General features: G+C 63.6%; 16 protein-coding genes. 6 read left to right on the top strand and 10 right to left on the bottom strand.

What is annotated here, in order from left to right:
- Positions 1 to 103: 103 nt before the first annotated feature.
- Positions 104 to 1,318, top strand: coding sequence for a DUF1236 domain-containing protein (locus tag V1273_RS28695; protein ID WP_334380638.1), 1,215 nt, complete (start codon positions 104 to 106; stop codon positions 1,316 to 1,318).
- A gap of 138 nt (positions 1,319 to 1,456) precedes the next feature.
- On the opposite strand, the gene V1273_RS28690 is transcribed toward V1273_RS28695, so the two are convergent.
- Positions 1,457 to 3,049: a gamma-glutamyltransferase family protein gene (locus V1273_RS28690; RefSeq protein WP_334380639.1), complete on the bottom strand. Its 1,593-nt coding sequence runs from the start codon at positions 3,047 to 3,049 to the stop codon at positions 1,457 to 1,459.
- Between the two features lie 204 nt (positions 3,050 to 3,253).
- Between V1273_RS28690 and V1273_RS28685 the strand changes: the two genes are divergently transcribed.
- From V1273_RS28685 to V1273_RS28675, 3 genes are all read left to right on the top strand, one after another.
- Positions 3,254 to 3,985: a gamma-glutamylcyclotransferase gene (locus V1273_RS28685; RefSeq protein ID WP_334364728.1), complete on the top strand. Its 732-nt coding sequence runs from the start codon at positions 3,254 to 3,256 to the stop codon at positions 3,983 to 3,985.
- 169 nt (positions 3,986 to 4,154) lie between these two features.
- The gene (locus V1273_RS28680) at positions 4,155 to 4,346 is read left to right on the top strand and encodes an NAD(P)-binding protein (RefSeq protein WP_334411636.1); all 192 of its coding nucleotides are present in this window, start codon (positions 4,155 to 4,157) and stop codon (positions 4,344 to 4,346) included.
- 21 nt (positions 4,347 to 4,367) lie between these two features.
- The gene (locus V1273_RS28675; protein WP_334412282.1) at positions 4,368 to 5,819 is read left to right on the top strand and encodes a flavin-containing monooxygenase; all 1,452 of its coding nucleotides are present in this window, start codon (positions 4,368 to 4,370) and stop codon (positions 5,817 to 5,819) included.
- 177 nt (positions 5,820 to 5,996) lie between these two features.
- Here V1273_RS28675 and V1273_RS28670 read toward each other — a convergent pair whose 3' ends face one another.
- Complete coding sequence (locus V1273_RS28670; RefSeq protein ID WP_334380640.1) at positions 5,997 to 6,848, bottom strand: phytanoyl-CoA dioxygenase family protein; 852 nt, start codon at positions 6,846 to 6,848, stop codon at positions 5,997 to 5,999.
- Between the two features lie 106 nt (positions 6,849 to 6,954).
- Positions 6,955 to 7,455 (bottom strand): L-2-amino-thiazoline-4-carboxylic acid hydrolase, encoded by a 501-nt coding sequence (locus tag V1273_RS28665; RefSeq protein WP_334364725.1) that lies wholly within the window; start codon positions 7,453 to 7,455, stop codon positions 6,955 to 6,957.
- A gap of 148 nt (positions 7,456 to 7,603) precedes the next feature.
- Here V1273_RS28665 and V1273_RS28660 point away from each other — a divergent pair, with 148 nt between their 5' ends.
- Positions 7,604 to 7,993: a TfoX/Sxy family protein gene (locus V1273_RS28660; RefSeq protein WP_334411635.1), complete on the top strand. Its 390-nt coding sequence runs from the start codon at positions 7,604 to 7,606 to the stop codon at positions 7,991 to 7,993.
- 54 nt (positions 7,994 to 8,047) lie between these two features.
- Here V1273_RS28660 and V1273_RS28655 read toward each other — a convergent pair whose 3' ends face one another.
- From V1273_RS28655 to V1273_RS28645, 3 genes are all read right to left on the bottom strand, one after another.
- Positions 8,048 to 10,726 carry an alpha/beta hydrolase fold domain-containing protein gene (locus tag V1273_RS28655; RefSeq protein WP_334411634.1) on the bottom strand — a complete coding sequence of 893 codons (2,679 nt, stop codon included), beginning with the start codon at positions 10,724 to 10,726 and terminating at the stop codon, positions 8,048 to 8,050.
- A gap of 328 nt (positions 10,727 to 11,054) precedes the next feature.
- The gene (locus V1273_RS28650; RefSeq protein ID WP_334368994.1) at positions 11,055 to 12,299 is read right to left on the bottom strand and encodes an IS4 family transposase; all 1,245 of its coding nucleotides are present in this window, start codon (positions 12,297 to 12,299) and stop codon (positions 11,055 to 11,057) included.
- 275 nt (positions 12,300 to 12,574) lie between these two features.
- Positions 12,575 to 13,519, bottom strand: coding sequence for a LysR family transcriptional regulator (locus V1273_RS28645; RefSeq protein ID WP_334380644.1), 945 nt, complete (start codon positions 13,517 to 13,519; stop codon positions 12,575 to 12,577).
- Between the two features lie 224 nt (positions 13,520 to 13,743).
- Between V1273_RS28645 and V1273_RS28640 the strand changes: the two genes are divergently transcribed.
- A complete protein-coding gene (locus V1273_RS28640; RefSeq protein WP_334411633.1) occupies positions 13,744 to 14,721 on the top strand; it encodes a Bug family tripartite tricarboxylate transporter substrate binding protein in 978 nt (325 codons plus the stop codon).
- Positions 14,722 to 14,726: 5 nt separating this feature from the next.
- Here V1273_RS28640 and V1273_RS28635 read toward each other — a convergent pair whose 3' ends face one another.
- Genes V1273_RS28635 through V1273_RS28620 form a run of 4 tightly spaced genes read right to left on the bottom strand, consistent with a single transcriptional unit; the run spans position 14,727 to position 18,878 of the window.
- Entirely contained in the window at positions 14,727 to 15,917 is a 1,191-nt protein-coding gene (locus V1273_RS28635) for an ABC transporter permease (RefSeq protein WP_334364721.1), read from the bottom strand.
- A gap of 2 nt (positions 15,918 to 15,919) precedes the next feature.
- Positions 15,920 to 17,080 carry an ABC transporter permease gene (locus tag V1273_RS28630; RefSeq protein ID WP_334411632.1) on the bottom strand — a complete coding sequence of 387 codons (1,161 nt, stop codon included), beginning with the start codon at positions 17,078 to 17,080 and terminating at the stop codon, positions 15,920 to 15,922.
- A complete protein-coding gene (locus V1273_RS28625) occupies positions 17,077 to 17,757 on the bottom strand; it encodes an ABC transporter ATP-binding protein (RefSeq protein WP_057842962.1) in 681 nt (226 codons plus the stop codon). Before V1273_RS28625 ends, V1273_RS28630 begins: the two co-directional genes overlap by 4 nt.
- A gap of 47 nt (positions 17,758 to 17,804) precedes the next feature.
- Complete coding sequence (locus tag V1273_RS28620; RefSeq protein WP_334411631.1) at positions 17,805 to 18,878, bottom strand: efflux RND transporter periplasmic adaptor subunit; 1,074 nt, start codon at positions 18,876 to 18,878, stop codon at positions 17,805 to 17,807.
- Positions 18,879 to 19,268 lie beyond the last annotated feature (390 nt).

Raw genomic sequence — 19,268 nt, 5'->3', positions numbered from 1 at the left:
CGCAGCCCTCAAACAGCCAAACCGAGACATCGCCCGCCTTCGACGGAACCTTCCATCCCCCGCGAACGTTCGCTAGCGCAGGGCCGATTTCGAGGAGGTCAAGATGCGCAAGCAGTTACTGTTATCGACTGGGATTATCTGCCTGATGCTGGCACCGGGGCTATCGTATGGCCAGGCCCCGGGCGGGAGAAGCGAGGAACCGAAGCAGATGCAGCCGAGCGATCGTGGCAAGGGTGCTGCATCGCAAGAACGCGGCGCCGAGCGAGCGCAGGAACGCGCCAAGGGCGCCGAGAAGGGTGCGGAACAGAAGGCTCAAGGCGCGGCGGGTCGTGAGGAAAGAGGACCCGGTTCCCGGCAGGCAGGAGAGAAGGGCAAAGCTGCACCTGGGGCCGAGCGTCCAACGGCTGCGAGCGAAGACAGCAAGCGTGGCCGCGGCGATGACGCGAAGAGGGCCACGGAGCAAACCAAGGGCGCCCGCCCGGGCGATCGGGAGGCCGATCGCGGCCGCGATGCCAAGGAGAGCGCTAAGGACAGTGCCAAAGACAGAACCAAGGGCACCGCCGAGTCCGAGAGGACCAAGAGCGGAACAACGACATCCCAGAAGGAGCGCGAGGGCGCAACCACCACGCAGAAGGAGCCGAGCCGCGATCAACAGGACAGAACCTCGAAGGATGCGGCTGAACAGAGCAAGGACCGGCCGGCGACCGCGACTGACGCCACGCGCACACAGACCCAGGCCAGCCAGACGCAGGACCGCCAGCAGATCTCGACCGAGAAGCAGGTGCGCATCTCCGAGACGCTGACCCGCGAACGTCTCGCGCCGCCGCAGCGCAATCTCAACATCTCGATCCGGGTCGGCGAGCGGCTCCCGCGCCATGTGCGGGTGCAACGGCTGCCACCCACGATCGTGTCGATCGAGCCGCAGTACCGCGGCTACGATTACTTCACGACCGAGGAGGAAATCGTGATCGTCGAACCCCGCACGCAGCGGATCGTGAGCCATATCCCCCGTGACACGTCGCGCATTCGCGCTGCAGGCGGCGAGGCCGCCGGCAGTGGACGTGCGGCCGACGCGATGGCTCAGGCCGGCGGTGCGCCCTGCCGTATCATGCGGCGGGATACCGCGGGCAATCTTACTGAGGTCTCGCCCACGACGGTTGGTTCGACCGCACCGCAGGATTCGATCAGCGTAAGCGTTCGTGCGCCGGGCGGCGGTGGATCGACGAACCCGATTGCACTGGGCGCCTCGGAAGGACAGATCGTGGTCACCATGCAAGGCGGCGAGTGCACGGTTACGCTTGAGCCACAGGCGCGGTAAGCGGGTGCGTCTGGTCTCGCAAGAGGCCGCCACGTCAGCCGGTTAGAAATGGAAAGTGCGGCATCCGATCTGCCGCACTTTTCCGGTTGAGCGGCATTTTGTCATTGCCGCGCCGCTCCCCGGAGGCCTGTCCGCTTTCTATCCCTCCGCCACTGCCTCGCTCCAGGCGTGGAACGGCTCGGTGGCACCGCTGTTGGTTCCGCCGTCGCGCAGCACCACGCTGGGGCAGGCGAACTTCATCGGCAGGTTCTGGATGCGCGCCTCCTCGTAATCGAAACGCGAGCCCAGCGCTTCGCGCGCGGCCTGCGGCAGGCGGACGTCGCCGATCACGATCGCGCCTTCGCTGGCGTCAATGCGCGGCTGATGGATTGCGGCATCGAGATCCATGCCGTAATCCATCACGAAGGACAGAAGCTGGCTTACCGCCGGCAGAATGCGCCGGCCGCCCGAAGCCCCGGCCGCGACGCGCCTTCCGTCCGCCGCCTGCGCCAGCACGGGCGTGTAGTTGGTAAGGCACCGCTTGCCCGGTGCCAGCGAATTCGGCGTGCCCGGGGTCGGGTCGAACCACATGATGCCGTTGTTCATGGTGATGCCGGTCTGGTTCGTCACGAATTTGGAGCCGAAGGTGGACAGCAAGGTTTGCGTTACCGCGGCCATGTTGCCGTCGCGATCGACGGCGGAAAAATGCGTGGTGCAGGCAGGCGCCAGCGCTTCGGCGCCGAGCGCGCGCCTGCCGTCTTCATCGCCCATGTCCTTGAGGCGTTCGCGATACGCTTTTTGCAGCGCCGATGCATAGGCGATGTAGGCCGCGGCGTCCGGTCCGCTGCGCGCAGGCTCGAGATTTTCCTGCAGCAGACGAAGCGTGCGCGCCAGCGTCGGCCCGGCGGTGAGTTCGGGCGTCGCGAACACCTCGCCGCCGCGATAGGGGATCGCCAGCGGCTCGCGCACAATGCCCCGAAATGGCTTGAGATCCTCGGCCGACAGCGCGCCGCCGAGGGCCTGAATGTCGGCGGCGAGGCTTTGCGCCAGATCGCCTTCGTAGAAGTCGCGCGGGCCGGCGCTGGCGAGTTGCGCCATCGTGGCCTTGAGCCGATCCTGCGGCATGCGGACCTTGGACCTGATGCCCCATTGCGGGTTCGGCGGCAGGCCGTCCTGGAGATAGGCGGCGGCGCTCGCGGGGTAGCGCCGCAAGTCTGCTGCCGCGCTCGAAATCATCACCGTGGTCCACCAGTCGACCGCAAGCCCTTCGCCGGCAAGTGCAATGCTCGGCGCCAGCAACTCCTTCCACGGCAGTTTGGCGTAGCGGCGGTGCGCCTCTTCCATGCCGGCGACCACGCCGGGCACGGCGATCGAACTGGGGCCATGAATGTTGCGGTCGTCCTTTACCCGCGGCCAGGGGAAGATGTCGGAAGCCGCGCCACCGCCGGTCAGCGGATAATCTTCCACCCGCAGGCTCAGCGGCGCCCGCATGCCGTAGTCGATCACCTCATAACGGCGTTCGCCCGCCCGGTAGAGCACCATCGCGCCGCCGCCGCCGACCCCGCTCATCCAGGGCTCCAGAACGCCAAGTGCAAACGTCGTCGCGATCACGGCATCGATGCAGTCGCCGCCCGCGGCCAGCACCTCGGCCCCCACCTGCGCCGCCCTGCTTGATTGCGCAGCGACGATGCCGCCTCTGGAAGTGACGGCCGGCTTGCGTACCGCTTGGGTATTGGAGAACTGGTCGCGCATCGGATTGCCTTTGATTCCCTGTAACGTGTCTGGTTGCCGGTCGGGCAGAAGATCTCGTCGACGTCATTACACCCTAAAAATCTCAGGCCAGCCATGACAGAATGACATGCTGGGAATTCGCATCGCCCGTCTTCGTGTTGGCGTCTTGCGTCGGACAATGGCACATTGCGAACGATGACCGTATCCACAAAGGAGCATACTGGCTTGACCGCCGACGCATTTATTCATCTGCCGGAGCTGCGGGCCCGGGTAACGCACCCGGAAAAGTCGCTGCTGCGCCTGACGCCAAAGATGTTTTCGATGTGGGAGCAGCGGGCGCGGGCCGCGGGATGGCCGGCAGGCTGGCGGCTGTCGGACGAAGCGATCGAGGCGTCGCGGCTTGCGGTGCTCGGCGATCATCCTGATGGCGACGACCTCTGGGTCTACTCCTACGGTTCGCTGATGTGGGACCCCGGCTTTCACTTCGCCGAAGTCCGGCTCGCCGACGTCGAAAATTATCAGCGCCGCTTCACGCTGAAGATCAATCTCGGTCGGGGATCGCACGACTATCCGGCGCTGATGCTCTCGCTCGAGCCGCAATTGGGATGTTGCCGCGGGCTGGCGTTCCGCATTGCGGCCGATTCTGTCCATGCCGAGACCGCGATCCTGTGGCGCCGCGAAATGCTGCGCGGCGGCTATGCGCCGGCGATGGTGCCGATGACGACGCCGCAGGGACCAATCACCGCACTCGCCTTCACCTCCAACCGCTCGCACCCGAGTTATGTCGGCGAACTGCCGCTCGCCGAGACCGCCGCGATGATCGCGACCGGGAAGGGCGTTCTCGGCACCAACCGCGAATACCTCCTGCAACTGGCGACGCAGTTGCAGGCGTTGGAGATCGAGGATCCGTATGTCGCGCAGTTGCATGCGCAGATCGGCGGCGCTCCCGGTGCTTGAGGCGGTCACCTCACGGCGGCCTGCCGAGTCTACTTTCAAACAATGTTTCAGGCTGATTTTCCCGCACAATCCGGCATCCTGACGCAAGTGCTGGACGCGGATAGTTGGCATCATAAGAGCCGCCGCGCGGAGACAATCGACGCCGAAATAATCAATGGAGAGGGCGCGCATGACTGGGGAGATCAAGTCGCACTACGAGGTCGTTGTCGTCGGCGCGGGCGTGTCGGGCATTTACCAGATCAAGCGGCTGGCCGATCTCGACGTGGATGCCCTCGTGCTCGATGCCGCCCCCGATCTCGGGGGAACCTGGTACTGGAACCGCTATCCCGGCGCGCGCTTCGATTCCGAGAGCTACACCTAAGGCTATTCGTTCTCGAAAGAGCTGCTCAACGAGTGGCACTGGCAGGAGCGGTTTTCGAGCCAGCCGGAGAATCTTCGCTACCTCAACTATGTCGCCGACAAGTTCGATTTGCGCAAATACATGCGGTTCAACCGCAAGGTGGAAGCGGCGGCGTTCGACGAGGGCTGTCATCTGTGGCGGCTCCGGCTCGACGATGGGCGTGAACTGAGCTGCCGATTCCTCATTCTTGCGGTCGGGTTGCTCTCGGTACCGACGCTGCCGCGGCTTGAGGGCATGGAGACGTTCAAGGGGCGTTCGTTCCATACCTTCTATTGGCCGCACGAGCCGGTTGAACTCTCCGGCAAGAAGGTCGGCATCATCGGCACCGGCGCCACCGCGATCCAGGTGATCGGCGAGATCGCCGACAAGGTCGGCGAACTCACTGTGTTTCAGCGGCGTCCGAACTGGAGCGCGCCGCTGAACAATAGTCCGATCTCGGACGAGGAAATGGCCGACATCCGTTCGCGCTACGATGAAATCTTTGCCGCCTGCAAGCGCACGCCCGGCGGCTTCGAGCACGAGCCGGACCGGCGCGGCTTCTATGAAGCCACCCGCGAGGAGCGGATCGCGCTGTGGAACAAGCTCTATGACGAGCCCGGCTTCGGGATCTGGCTCAGCAATTTTCGCGAGATTTTTACCGACGAGGCGGCCAATGCCGAGTTTTCCGCTTACGTCGCCGATCGCATCCGAAGCCGCGTGAAGGACCCGGTGACGGCGGAAAAGCTGATTCCGAAGGATCACGGTTTTGGCGTGCAGCGGGTGCCGCTGGAGACCAATTATCTCGAGGCCTACAACCGTGACAATGTGCATCTCGTCGACATCAGCGAGACGCCGATTCTGCGAGTCACCGAAACGGGCCTGCGCACCAGCGCGCGCGATTACGAGCTCGATATCATCGTTTACTCCACCGGCTTCGATGCCATCACCGGTGCATTCGACGCGATCGACATCGCCGGCGTCGGCGGAGTGAAGCTCGCCGACGAATGGCGCGAGGGACCCTCGACCTTTCTCGGCATGATGGCGCATGGCTTTCCGAACTTGCTGATGCCGACCGGGCCGCAAAGCGGTTCGGCTTCGACGAATTTTCCGCGCGGCATCGAGAACGGCGTCGGCTGGTGCATGGGCCTGCTCGGCCACATGTGGGACCGCGGCTACACGCGGGCCGAGCCAACGGCCGAAGCGCAGGCGCGCTGGACCGCGCACGTGACCAAGATGTACGCCATCATGCTGATGCGCAAAGCCAAGTCGTGGTTCACCGGCTACAATTCCAATATCCCCGGCCACGAGCACGGCAAGACTCGGTATCTCGTTTATAATGGCGGCACGCCGAAATATGTCGCGGCGATCACCGAAGTTGCCGATAGCGGGTATGAGGGAATCGTGTTCGATGCGGGCGCACGGGCAGCGGCGAGGTCCGCGGCCGCCGCGGAGTAAAATACGCATAAAGGCTGAGCGTAGGATGGGTTGAGCCTACAGGTCCGCCTTCGGCCGGCCCGGTGAAGGACTCCGCGAAACCCATCGTCTTTGGAAAGGCGATGGGTTTCGCAAGAGCTCAACCCATCCTACGAGTTCGAGTTCGATCGTCGCGCTCGCGCCTTTGCTTGCATCACGTCACTGCGCCCGCAGCAGCCGCCTGGGATGAACGCCATCGACATAGCCCATGAACGGCGGATGGATCGAATAACCGATCAATTCGCGAGCGCGCTCGGGCAATTTGCTGGCGACCTCGGCAGGGACCGCGAGCGCCATGTTCTCGAGTTGCCGCACCCAGCCCACGCAATATTGCGGCGTGATGATCAGGCGCGGCTGGTCCGACCGGTTGGCGCCACCACGGTGCCATAGCGTTCCCTTGGTGATGGCCAGCGAGCCGGATGGCATGATCAGCTTCACGGCGTCAGGCCTGTCGCCTTCCTCGTGACCGGCTTCGTTAGTGAAATGAGTTGGCTTCACCGCGCCCTCGATATATTGCCCGTCCCACAGATGGCTTCCGGGAATGATTTCGGTGGCGCCATTTTGCTCGGTCGTATCATCGATCGCCCAGAACGTGCTGATGCCAAGGGCGGGGCGGGGGCGCGGAATCTTCACGCCGCTGTCGTCGAAATGCCAGGGCTGGACGGTCTCGCCGGGATGGAGATTGATCGCGAGCAGAGCAGACAACAGGCAGCTCTCGCCGAGTTCGGCTTCCACAAAGGCCATCGCGAGCGGATGGATCGCGAGCTCGGCGAAGACAGGCGCTTTCGCCAGCAGAGCATACACGCGGTTGGTTCTGGTACCTTCGAAATCGTTGCGGCCGAACAGATCGCGCGCCAGATGCGGCGCCAGCGCCGCGCGGATTTCGGCCACGCGGTCGGGCGCAAGAACACGTTCGAAGATCAGGTAACCGCTGCGGTCGAACTCTTCCTTTAAGGAGGCGAATGAGCGTGCCCCGAGCCAGGGCAAAACCTGCTCCGCTGCCGCTGCCATCTGCGCTCTCCCTCGTGAGCCCGGTCAAGCCAGGCCGCTTGCGGCATATCATACGCAACTAAAGGCGTTTTTCACGAGATTTCTGCAGCGTCGACGGTGGCGCAGATCATGATCGCGGTGCGAATGCGTAGCGGAACGTGCAGCTCGGCGCGCCCTGCATCAGCGTTTGGTCGCGCCTGAGGCTGACCTCGTTGCCGCCGGCTGCCGCGATATCGAAATCGGTGGCGCAGACCAGCAGAGCGCCGAGTTCCGGCTCGCCCAGCGCGCGGAAGAATTCCGCGAACCGGCAATGCGTGACGTCGAATTCCAGCGCCGCCTCATCGTGCCGGCGCATCTCGACCGTTACTTCCCGCTCGGTAACTTCGGCAAGCGCGGTATGCATGGTGGCCCATTTGCGCCGCGCGCTGCCCTCGACGTTCTCGCCGATGGCGGCGAACAGCGCCTTCGACCAGTCGCGCAAGGCTTGTCGCGCAATCGCGTCAGCCTTTTCCTGGCCCAGTTCCGCGCGCAGCGCCCGCAGCATCGGCACCAGCACCTGCGCCTGGATCCGCGTTTTGTCCAACAGCGACAGGCGAGGATCGACCATATAATCGTCGAGCACGTTCATCGCAGTATCCTTTGGTTTCCCGACCTTCAGCGAGATTCGGCTGCCGGCGAGGCGAGCGCAACCGAGATAAATTGAACGATTGACTTAGAAAATCTGATGCATGACCCTTGCGGGGAACGTCGGGGCGATTGCAGGAAGTGGCCGCGGAGTGACTGTCAGCGAAAGCTATGCCGAGTTTCTGCGCGAGCAGTTCGCGCCGCTTGGCCGTCTCACCATGCGGCCGATGTTCGGCGCGACCGGTGTGTTCTGCGCCGGGCTGATGTTCGCCGTGGTGACGGAGAACACGCTTTATTTCCGGGTCGATGACCAGAACCGGGAGACGTTCAGAGAGGCCGAGGCGTTTCCACCGCTCAGTTATGTGAAGAAGGGTCAGACCATCGACCTCGCGTTCTGGCGCGCGCCGGAGCGGCTGTTCGACGAACCCGATGAGCTTGCCGCGTGGGCGCGCGCCGCACTGGCGGCGGCGCATCGCGTTGCGGCGAAGAGGCCTGCGCCAAAGCAACGCAAAGCGCCGAGGCCGCGCAAACGCCCGTCGTAAGCGGTTCAAATCTTTTGGCCGCTCGAATCAAGCCGAGCGGCCGTTGCCTCGTGCCTATCCCGCAGCCGCGTTGACCGCGATCGGCGAAGCGCCTTCGCCGCTCTCTTCCAGCTTTCGCGGCAACCCCGCAAAACTGCGCAACGCTTCGGCCATCCTGGCACGCGGGCTGACGCCGGTGATCACCACATCCACCATCATCAGGGACGTGTGGATGTGGCCACGCGCCTGCAGTTGCTCGACCGGCACGCCTGCGGCGGCCATCGCCTCGGCATATTCGATCCCCTCGTCACGCAGCGGATCGAACTCGCAGGTCGCCACGAACGCCGGCGGCAGGTTCGCCAGATTGCCGCGCAGCGGCGAGGCGCGCGGGTCGGTGCGGTCCGCGGGCGAACAATAGATATCCCAGAACCAGAACATCAGCGCGCGCGTCAGGAAATAGCCGATCGCATTGTCGGTGTAGGATGGACGGTCGAACCGGCAATCGGTGACCGGGCACACCAGGAGCTGGCCTGCGATCTCTGGCCCGCCGCGGTCGCGTGCGAGCTGGCAGGTGACGGCGGCGATATTGGCGCCGGCGCTCCAGCCCGCGACCAGCACGGGTCCCGGCCGGCCGCCGAGTTCGGTGGCATGCTCGGCGATCCAGCGCGTTGCCGCATAGCCATCCTCGGCCGCCGCGGGGAAGCGATGCTCGGGCGCATGGCGATAGCCGACACTGGCGACGATCATCCCGCTGCGGCGGCAGATGTCGCGGCAGAACGGATCGTCGGATTGCTCGTCGCCGAGCACCCAGCCGCCGCCGTGAAAATAGACCACGATCGGATGCGGCCCCGGCGTTGCCGGCCGATAAAGACGATATTGCAACAGGCCATCGGCGCCGTGCAGCACGCCGTCGCCGACCTCGCCGACGGGCCGGCCGGCCGGACGGCTCTTGTTGAATTCAGTGAGGAAGTCGCGCGCGCCCTGGGCGCCGAGCGACTCGATCGCCGGCAGGTTCATCTCCGCCAGCATGCCCAGCACCAGCCGCACGTCCGGCTGCAGCCGTACGACCTGGCCGTCATTGCATTGCTCCGCAACGTTCGGGCCGGTGAGTTTGAAGCCGAGCATGCCGCGGGCGACGACCTCGTTGCAAATGCTGCGATAGGGGCCGACGCCGCCGGTATAGGGCATCACGCCCTGCGCCTTGCCGGGCACGTTGGCGCCCGTATACCAGGTGTTGGCGAGCCGATGCAGCGTCAGCGTCGAACAGTCGGCCATGTGCTGCGCCCAGCCGGCCTGCGCCGTCTCGGTCGCGTCGATGGTCGTAAAGCCGGCTTCGCGCATCGCCGCCAGCCGGTCAACTACCCAGTCGACATGCTGCTCGATCGAGACCGCCATGTTCGACAGCACCGACGGGCTGCCCGGGCCCGTGATCAGGAACAGATTGGGGAAGCCTGAGACCGTGAGCCCGAGATAGGTCTGCGGACCGTTGGCCCAGACGTCGGACAGCGATTTGCCATCGCGGCCTGTGATCGGATGAACGGCCTTGATGGCGCCAGTCATTGCGTCGAAGCCGGTGGCGAACACGATCACATCGACGTCGAACGTGCGCTTGTCGGTCGTGATGCCCGAAGCCGTGATCTCTGTGATCGGCTCCTTTCGCAAGTTCACCAGCGTGACGTTGGGGCGGTTGAACGTAGCGTAGTAGTTGGTATCGAGGCAGGGACGCTTGGCGCCGAACGGATGGTCGCGCGGGGTCAACGCTTCCGCCGTCTCCGCGTCCTTGACGATCTCGCGGATCTTCTCGCGGATCAGGTCGGCGAGCAGCGCATTGCCGTCGACGTCGACGCCCTGGTCGGCCCAAAGCTGAGTCAGGATGTAGACGAGATCGCCGGCGGCCCAGGCCTGCTCGAACCGCTCGCGGCGCTCGGTATCACTCAACTGCCAGCTCACCGCCATCTGCTGCGGATAGGGGACGCCTGCGAGCGACCACCGCGCCTGCTCGCGATAGCCGGCGCGGTCGCCCTGCAGCAGTGCGAGCCGGTCCGCCGGCGCGGAACCGTTGTGGGCGGGAAGGGCGAAATTCGGCGTGCGCTGGAAAACGCTGAGATGCGCGGCCTGCTCGGCGAGCAGCGGGATCGACTGGATGCCCGATGATCCCGTGCCGATGACGGCGATGCGCTTGCCGGCGAGCTTGACCTCTTCGTGCGGCCAGCGGCCGGTGAAATAGATCTCGCCCTTGAAGTCCTTGACGCCGTCGATCTCCGGCGGCTTGGGCGCAGAGAGGCAGCCGGTCGCCATGATGTAATAGTGAGAGGAAACATCAGCGCCATTGCTGGTCGTGAGCCGCCAGCGTTCGGCCGCCTCATCCCAATTTGCCGCCCTGACATTGGTGCCAAAGCGGATGTCGCGCCGCAGATCGTATCGATCGGCGACGAAACCGAGATAGCGCAGGATCTCGGGTTGCGTTGCGTATTTCTCCGACCATTGCCACGCGCTCTCCAGCTCGGGATCGAAGGTGTAGCCGTAGTCGATGGTCTGGATGTCGCAGCGTGCGCCGGGATAGCGGTTCCAGTACCAGGTGCCGCCGACATCGCCGGCTTCCTCGATCACGACCGCCGAGAAGCCGGCCTTGCGCAAGCGATGCAGGAGATAGAGGCCGGCAAACCCGGCGCCGACGACCGCGACATCGACCTGTTGTGTCGTACCGCTGTTTGTCGCTTCAGAAGAACGTGCTGCGACCGCTGCGTCTGGCATGCCACTCCTCCCGTATGTTTTATAATTTGGAGGAGGCTACTGCTGCGTGTTCAGTTTGTCATCAGGACATATGCAATCGTTGAGTGTTTGCTGCAGACGCGCGCCGCGGCGCCTCCGAGTCCGCGATTTCGCGAATTTCTCCGCGAGTGGCAGCGACTTAACCGCAACGCTTTTCGCTCTACATCTTCTACCGGACTGCATCCCCGATGTCGTCCCTGCGAACGCAGGGACCCATATACCGCGTGATCTCTCGATAAGGCAGCGTCGCAGACGTCTTTCGCAAAACGTCCGCCGGTGGTTATGGGTCCCTGCGTTCGCACTAGGGCATCTACACGCTTGCCGGGCCATATACGAGGAGTTGGAAGCGAGCCATTCCCATGTGGAAGGTGATTGGTCCAGGTGGGCGATGAGAGGCGTAACCGGTCCATCCGCCGAGCTTTGCGATGATCCATGCCGCCCAGGCGACAGTGTTGGGGCGATGGTGGTTCTTCTGGAGCTCGGTGCGGCCTTTCAGGGTTTTGTTGATGGCCTTGAGCGCTTCGATCTCGTCCGGCGTGAACACAAATTCGACCTGCAATTGTTCGCCGCCATTGCGGGCTTGAACGAGCTGGATGACGATACATGCTACTCTGGTGGCGATCGCCACGAGTTTGATCAGGCCTTCAGCGCTGTCGAGCTGACTATCCTCGATGCGCAGACCCTGGCTCTTCAGCGAGCGAAAGAGCTGTTCGATGATCCAGCGCTGCTTGTACCAGGAGACGATCCGCCAGGCATCGGCGGCGGTGACGACCGGATGAGTGGTCAGGAGCAACCAATGAATGGGCTTGGCGCTCTTCGGGGGGTGCAACTCGACGACCTCCACGAAGCTGACTTTGACGCCCTGTGGCAGGTCTTTCACGCCGGGGCGCTGCGGTCGTTTGAGCACAACGGTTCCCAGGCGCATGGAGAGGTGGGCCTGGCGACCGTGGCGATCCATTCGCTTTGGTAGATCGATCACCGCCTTGTCGCAGAAGCGGGCCCGCGCGACCGCCTGATAAAGCGTGCCGCCATCGACCAGCGCATGGTCGTGCATGGCGCGCGACAGGAGGTGGACATTGTCAGCGGGTGTCAGCGACCAGTGAGCAAAGAAATCCCCCTCGCGGTCGTTGACGACGGTGATCATACGAGCAGCGACCAGAACCTCGCAGCCTTGCTTAGCCGTCGTCACCCAGCGCGCCGATTCCTTGTCGGCCAAGGCGCGCTTCTCGTGAGCGATCCTGGCCTTGCGCTTGCGCGTCCACACCTCACCGCCGGTGAGCCCGAGACAGACCCCGCTATCGGCATCGACCGCCATCATGGCATGCAGCAGCACGCCGCGAGCATTGCCTTTGCCGACCTTGCCCAAGTCGCGCCGATGTCCCGGACGAGTGTGGAAGTTGATCTCGCTGGTGTCCTGGATCGACAGCACATGACGCCCGCTGACCGCCATCGACGTCTGCAGGCTCCAGCCTTCAATCAGCTTGTCGATCGTGACTTGCGGATTGTTCACAAACCGCCAGAACGCCATGTTCGCGGCCCAGTTGCCCTGCGCCATCTGGCGCAAACAGACACTGCGCGTGCAAAGCATAGCCCGGAGAAGCGCCGCCCCCTTTTATCGAGGCGAACGTCTCCAAACTTACCCAGGGACAAATCCGGTTCCTGCTGCATCTCTGGCGCTCCTTCGAATCAAAGCGCCAGAGAGAGAATCATACAAAACGCTGCGGCGAACGCACATCATGCCGCCCCGAGTCAATCTGTCGCGTCCCCAAGACGTGTAGATGCCCTAGTGCGTTCGCAGGGACGACATAGAGTATGCCGCGCGCTCGTTCGCTAGACGCGCTTGCGTCGCTCATTCGTGCGCCGGCGCTCTATTCCGCGGGGCGCCCAATTCGGGCTGAAATCGAGTGTGAAGTCACGAAAACTTTCCACGGCGGGTGACAGCGATGCGCTGTTCCGGACGAACATCGCGATCTTCCATTTGACCGTGGGTTGCGTGAGCGGCAGGAACGCCAGTCCGAAGCCGCACACCAGCGGCTCCGCCATCGAGGGGCAGATCACGGCGCCCTGTCTCACCCGCAGCATCGATAGCGCGGTGTTCACCCGGTGCACCGGAACCAGCTCCTTCGGGTGATGCCTAGGCGGCACGTTGCTCAACACATTGACGGCGATGTTGGGCATGTAGTTGAGCAGGGGCCGCTCGCGGAGATCCTTCCAACTGACCGACTTGCCCTTTGCCCGCGGATCATCGCTACGCAGCGCCACCCAGAGCGGGTCGGCGCAAATCATGTGCACCTCCATCGATTGATCGGGAACGACGCCTGCCGGCCCGAAGCCGATGTCGGTCGAGCCGTTCTGCAGGCCAGCCAGCACCTCCTGGATCGGCACGTCGTCAAAGCGGACGTCCACGCCGGGATGGCTGTTGTTGTATTCAGCGATCAGCTCCGGCAGCAGCGTGCACGATAAGGTCTCGGGCGCGGCTACGCGCACCAGTCCGCGGCGGAGCTCCTTCAGGTTGGTCAGGCTCTCCAGCGCCTCGTCGAGGTTCGACAGCACGCGCCGCGCCATCGGGGCGAAGATCTCGCCGACGATAGACGCAGAAACCTTGCGGGTGGTGCGGTCCAAGAGGCGGACGCCGACGCGGCTCTCGAGCTCCTTGATCAGGCCGGACAGCGCCGCCTGCGACAGGTGCATGGCCTTGGCGGCTTCCGAGAAGCTCGCGGTCTCCAGCACGGCCACATAGGCGCGCAACTGCCGCACTGTCACATCCATCGCCATACCGCGTCCCCCGGCATCGTCGTTTCTGTATTCATAGGGCGAGCTTATCAATTGGTCAAAAAATACACATTGTTCGATAGAAGGCGCGTATCTATCGTTGCATCCTCTATAGGATGAAGGGCCCGGCGATCCAGCCGTGCGATCGCGCCAATGTGGCTCGAATAAAAATGGGATGGACGCGACGGGCTGCTCCGCATTTTCAGGCGGCTCAAAAAGAGGCATTCATGAAAGTCACACGCCGAACCTTGCTCGGGACCATCGCCGCCTGCCTCTCGGCAAGCTCCGGCTTCGAGGCATTTGCCCAAGGCGATTGGCCGTCACGGCTGGTGCGGCTGGTGTCGCCCTACGGCGCCGGCGGAGCCAACGACATCTCGCTGCGTATTCTGGCCGAGCAGCTTGGGCGCAGCCTTAACCAACAGTTCATCGTCGAGAACAAGCCAGGGGCGGGCACGCGCATTGCCAACGAGCTGGTCGCGCGCGCAGCGGCGGACGGATACACCTTCCTCTATGCCGCCGCGCCCTATGCCACCGCCGAAGCGCTGTTCGGAAAACTGAAATACGAGCGCAAGGATCTGCAGCCGGTTGCGATGACTGTCATGGCGCCGCTGTTCCTGATCGTCAACGCCAAGGCGAGCTTCAAGAATTTGCAGGAGATGATCGCCTACGGCAAGTCGCAGTCGGACGGCCTGACCTTCGCCTCGCCGGGCGCGGGCTCTCAACCGCATCTGGCGGCCGAGTTGCTGCTGAGAGACGCCGGCGTCAAGGGTCTCAACGTGCAGTACCGCGGCGATGCGATGGCGTACACGGAACTGCTCGCCGGCCGTGTCGATGCCACCCTGACTGCGATCAGCACGGCGTTACCGCACATCCAGAACGGCGATTTCCGCGTGCTAGGTGTTGCCTCGGCCGAGCGGAGCGCGATCTACCCGCAGGCTCCGACCTTGCGCGAGCAAGGCTTTCCCAACGTGGTGGCCTCGGGATGGTTCGGCTTCATGTCGCCGGCAGGGACGCCGCAGCCGATCGTCGAGCGGATGCAGCAAGAGATCAATCGCGCGCTCGCCGACGCCGAGGTGAAACAGAAGCTGCTGGCCCAGGGGCTGGAAGCCCGCGCCGGCTCGGCCGCCGAATTCGGCAGGTTCATCGACAACGAGACACGGAAATGGAGCGAGGTGATCCGCGCCGCAGGCCTCAAAGGCGAATAGGGCGTTCAGTTCGCATACAGGCCTTCGACGATCGGCAATCGCGCGGCGCGCAGCGCCGGAAACAGTCCGCCGATCAGGCCCACGATCAGTGCGAGTGCCACGCCCTCGGCGATCAGCCAGGGGCTCAGCTTGAAGTCGAACACCACCTGGGTGAAGTTGCCGCCAAGCGTCGACGCCGTGACGCCATCGAATATCAGGTAAGTCGCGGCCGCGCCTAACAGGCCGCCGATGACGGCGAGCAACAGCGATTCGGCCAATGTTCCGACAAAAGCCGGGAAACCGCCGAACCCGATGGCGCGTAGCGTTGCGATTTCCGTCGCGCGCGCGGCGACCGACGAATACATGGTGTTGAGCGCTCCGGCGACCGCTCCGAGCGCCATCGCGATCGCCAGCGGCCAGCCGAGTTTCTGAATCAGGTCGGAGGTTTGCGAGGCCTGCTCGGCAAAGTAACTCGCTTCGGATTTGACATCGAGCTTCAGCCGCGGATCGTTGTCGCTGTAGCTTTTGAGCTCATTCAGTGCAGCCGGTCCGGTGAGCCGCGCGCGCACGGTCTGGACGATGTTGTTGCGGTTGAACAGGCTCTGGACCACGGAAAGATCGGCCCAGATCTCTGATTCGAACACGCTGCCGCCGGCCTCGAACACGCCGACGACGGTCCAGCGCGTGGCGCCAAACGATACTGTGGAGCCGAGGTCCAGCCCCTCAAATTCCCGCAGCAATGCCTTGCCGACCACCACTTCGTTGCTGCCGCGACTGAACATGCGGCCTGCGGTGATGCGAACGTCCTTGCGCAACTCGGAGCCCTGTTCGCCGATCCCGCGCAGCGGCAGATTGGCCTTGGTCTTGGTCGTGCGCTTGATGCCGTCGACCACAAGATAGAGTTCCGGCGAGATCAGCGGCTTGCCGTCGCTACCGCGCGCAATCCCAGGTCCATCCTCGATCAGCCGCACCTGATCGCGGCTCACGGTGCTGTTGATCTCGGCCTGCGAGCCGGCCCGCAGCACGATGGCAATGTCGTCGGCACCGGATCCCGCAATGGTGCGCTGGAAGCCGTTCGCCATCGCCAGGAATGCGAGCAGCACGATCACTACCAGTGCGATTGCGATCACCGTCGAGAGCGAAAGCCAGCGGCGCTGCGAAATGCTCTTGAGATTGATGGCGGTGACCGCCGCCACTTGAAGCCAAAGCGAACGCATGCCTATCCCCGTCCGAGCGCGGTTGCAATTTTGAGCCGCATGGCATTGAGCGCCGGGATGATCCCGGTGATCAATCCAAGCGCGATCATCAGCGCCAATCCCTGCAGCGCTATCGTCGGCGATACTGCAAACGCGGGCGCGATGTTGGCGAGGCTGGTGCGGAGCGCCATCGCAATCAGCGCTGCAATCGCAAGGCCCGGAATGCCGCCGAGCAGCGCCAGCAGCACGGATTCGCCGAGCACCATCGTCAGGATCCGCGGACCTGAGAAGCCGAGCGTCTTCAGCACGCCGATCTCGCGGGTGCGCTCGCGGATCGAGAGCGCCATCGTGTTGCCGACGATCATCAGGATGGTGATGAAGGCCGCGCCGACCACCAATAGCACGATCAGGGCGATATTGCCGAACTGCGCCGCGAACGCCTTGCCGAATGCTTTTTCGGTGTCGGTCGAGGTCTCGGCGGTGGAGTTGGCGAACATCGCGTCGATGGTCTTGGCCACGCGGTCGTTGTTTTCCGGCGAGGTGGTCTGCAGGATCATCCAGCCGATGGTGTCCTTTCCGAAGCTGCGGGTCTCGTCGAAATAGGGATACTGGAACAGGAGGAAGTTGGTATCGACGTGCTGGGCCTTGCCCTTGGCGATGGCGACAATGGTGAGATCCCAGGTATGACCACCGCTCTTCTGGCTGAAGATGTTGCTATTGAGAGGAATCCGATCGCCGATCTTCCAGCCCCACTTCTGCGCCAGCGCTTCACCGACCACCGCGCTGCCGCGGTCGCGGATGAAGGCCTGAAGCTGCTCGGGAGGAACGTCGATTTCGCTGCGATAGACGTCGAAGTAGGTGTTTGGCTCGATCGCGAGCGCCATGATGAAGTTCTTGGGGTCCTGATAGTAACCGCCGAACCAGTTGGCGAATGTCACCTGCCGCACCCCTTCCACCGCTTTTACGCGGTTGAAATAGGCGATCGGCATCGGCTGGGTGAAGTTGATCTTGTTGACCGTGATCATCCGATCGGCGGCGGCGGCATCCTCGCCGGCTGTGAAGGCACGGTAAAATCCGGCGAGCACACCGAAGATCATGAAGGCGATCAGGATCGACACGATCATCAAGCTCGCGCGCAATTTGCGGCGGAACAGGTTTTTCCTTACCAGATCGAAGTCGTTCACGCGGCAAGCTCCCGTTCGACGAAGCGGCCCTTGTCGAGATGCAAGACGCGCTTGGCATAGTTTGCCGCCGCGGGATCGTGGGTGACCATCACGATAGTCTTGCCGAGCTCGCCGTTGAGCAGTTGCAGGATCGACAAGATTTCGTCGGCGGATTGACGGTCGAGATCGCCGGTCGGTTCGTCGCACAGCAACAGGTTCGGGTCCGAGACGATGGCGCGCGCAATCGCCACGCGCTGCTGCTGGCCGCCCGACATTTCGCGCGGACGGTGCTTGACGCGATCGGCAAGCCCGACCACGGAAAGCGCGGTGTGAACACGCTCGGCGCGTTCTTTGCTGCGCAATTTGGTGAGCAACAGCGGCAGTTCGACATTCTGCGCGGCGGTCAGCATCGGCATCAGATTATAGAACTGGAAAATGAAGCCGATATTGGCCGCCCGCCAGGCTGCCAGTTCGCCCTCGGAGAGGCCGTCGATGCGATGGTCCGCCACCGCAATCTCGCCCGCGTCGACGCGATCGATGCCGCCCAGCAGGTTGAGTAGCGTCGTCTTGCCCGAACCCGATGGTCCCATGACGGCGACGAAATCGCCGCGGGGAATCGCAAGATCGAGATGGTCGAAAATCGAGATGGTTTCCTTGCCCTTGGTGAAGCGCTTGCTTACGCCGGTAAGGCGAACCATCGGGTGTTCGGCTGTCACGTTTGTCTCCTCTTTGAATCGGTCGGGAGCTAGTTCGCGGCGCTGGCGTCGGCGGAGCCGTTCGCCTTGGCTTCGCGCATAAAATTCACCTTCACTGCCATGTCGGGCAGAATGCGCGGGTCCTTCTTTTCGAAGCGAATGCGGACCTTCACCGTGGCCTTCTCGCGGTTTGCAGTCGGCACGATCGCGATGACCGAGGCGGGAATGGTCCAGTCCGGATAGGCATCCAGCACCGCATTCACGGGACCGCCGGGGGTGACGCGGCCGATGAAGGCCTCGTTGACGTCGACCTCGATTTCGATCGAATCCATGTCGACGATGGTGCAGATGCCGGTGCGGGTGTAGCCGCCGACCGACATCGGTGAAATCATCTCGCCGGGTTGGGCGCTGCGGTCGATGACGACGCCGGCAAACGGTGCTCGGATTTGGTGCTTGTCGAGCATCGAGCCGCTGCGCTTGGCGTCGATCTTGGCGGTCTCGAGTTGCGACTGCGCCTGGCGCAATTGCGCACTGAGCACGCCGACCCGAGCCTGCGCCTTGGTCAGATCAGCCTCGGTGGCAAAGTTCTTCTGCGACAATGTCTGTACCCGCGACATGATCCGGGTCGCATCCTCAAGATCGGCGCTGATCGCGGCCACGGCGGCGTCGGCGGTCTCGACACGCGAGCGCGCCAGTTCATAGTCCCTTTCAGCCAGCACGCTGTCGAGCCGCGCGACGACTTGCCCTTCGGTCACCGTCCTGCCTTCGTCGGTGAAGACCTCGACCACCTTGCCGGTAATTTCGGCCGCAACGGTTGCCTTGCGGCGCGCCACCACATAGCCGGAGGCCGCCAGGCTGCCGGCCGCCTTGCCATTCGTTGCGGGCTGCTGAGGCTGCTGCTGCGCTTGCGGCTGTGAGGCTGGCTGCGGTGCGGCTTGCGATGTCGTCTCTTTGGGCTGGTCCTGCCTGCGCAATTCGAAGGCGGCAAAGGCGGCAAATGCGACGATAACGCAGGCGGCAACGGCCGCCGAGATCGGCAGCCAGCGGCTCTTCGGTCGCTCCACCTTGCTGGCGCTGCGATCGATGGTCAGCGATCTCAGCAATTTGCTCTTGTCTTCGCGCATCGTTCATTTCCATCCGGCTGCTCGCTGCAGCTTCCGCGCGGGCGACGTCGTCCTCGCGCGGGCGGTCTCTCTTACAGCCGATCTACATGTCTCGCCATAGCAGGCGGTCGAGCCCTCAGCTTTTTCGTGAGGCGCCGACCCCCAGCTCGGTTGTAGATCACGTTCAGCTCTCGCGCGCGCCAGGCGGCGCCCATTTTTCGACGAGCGAATTGCGAAATCTAAAGCCTAATGGCGATAGAAGCAATTCTTGGAACCAGCAAGAGTTGTATCCGTCGCGCCGCCAATTGCCAGGCCGTCAGCATCGCGGATCCCTGCGTAGACGCCGATGATCGTGAAATGACCTCAAAACCCGGCAAAATCTTGCACTCGGAACCCTGTCATTGGACCCGC

The sequence above is a fragment of the Bradyrhizobium sp. AZCC 1721 genome (genome assembly GCF_036924715.1).
GTDB lineage: Bacteria > Pseudomonadota > Alphaproteobacteria > Rhizobiales > Xanthobacteraceae > Bradyrhizobium.
This window is presented reverse-complemented; position numbering and strand designations above follow the sequence as displayed.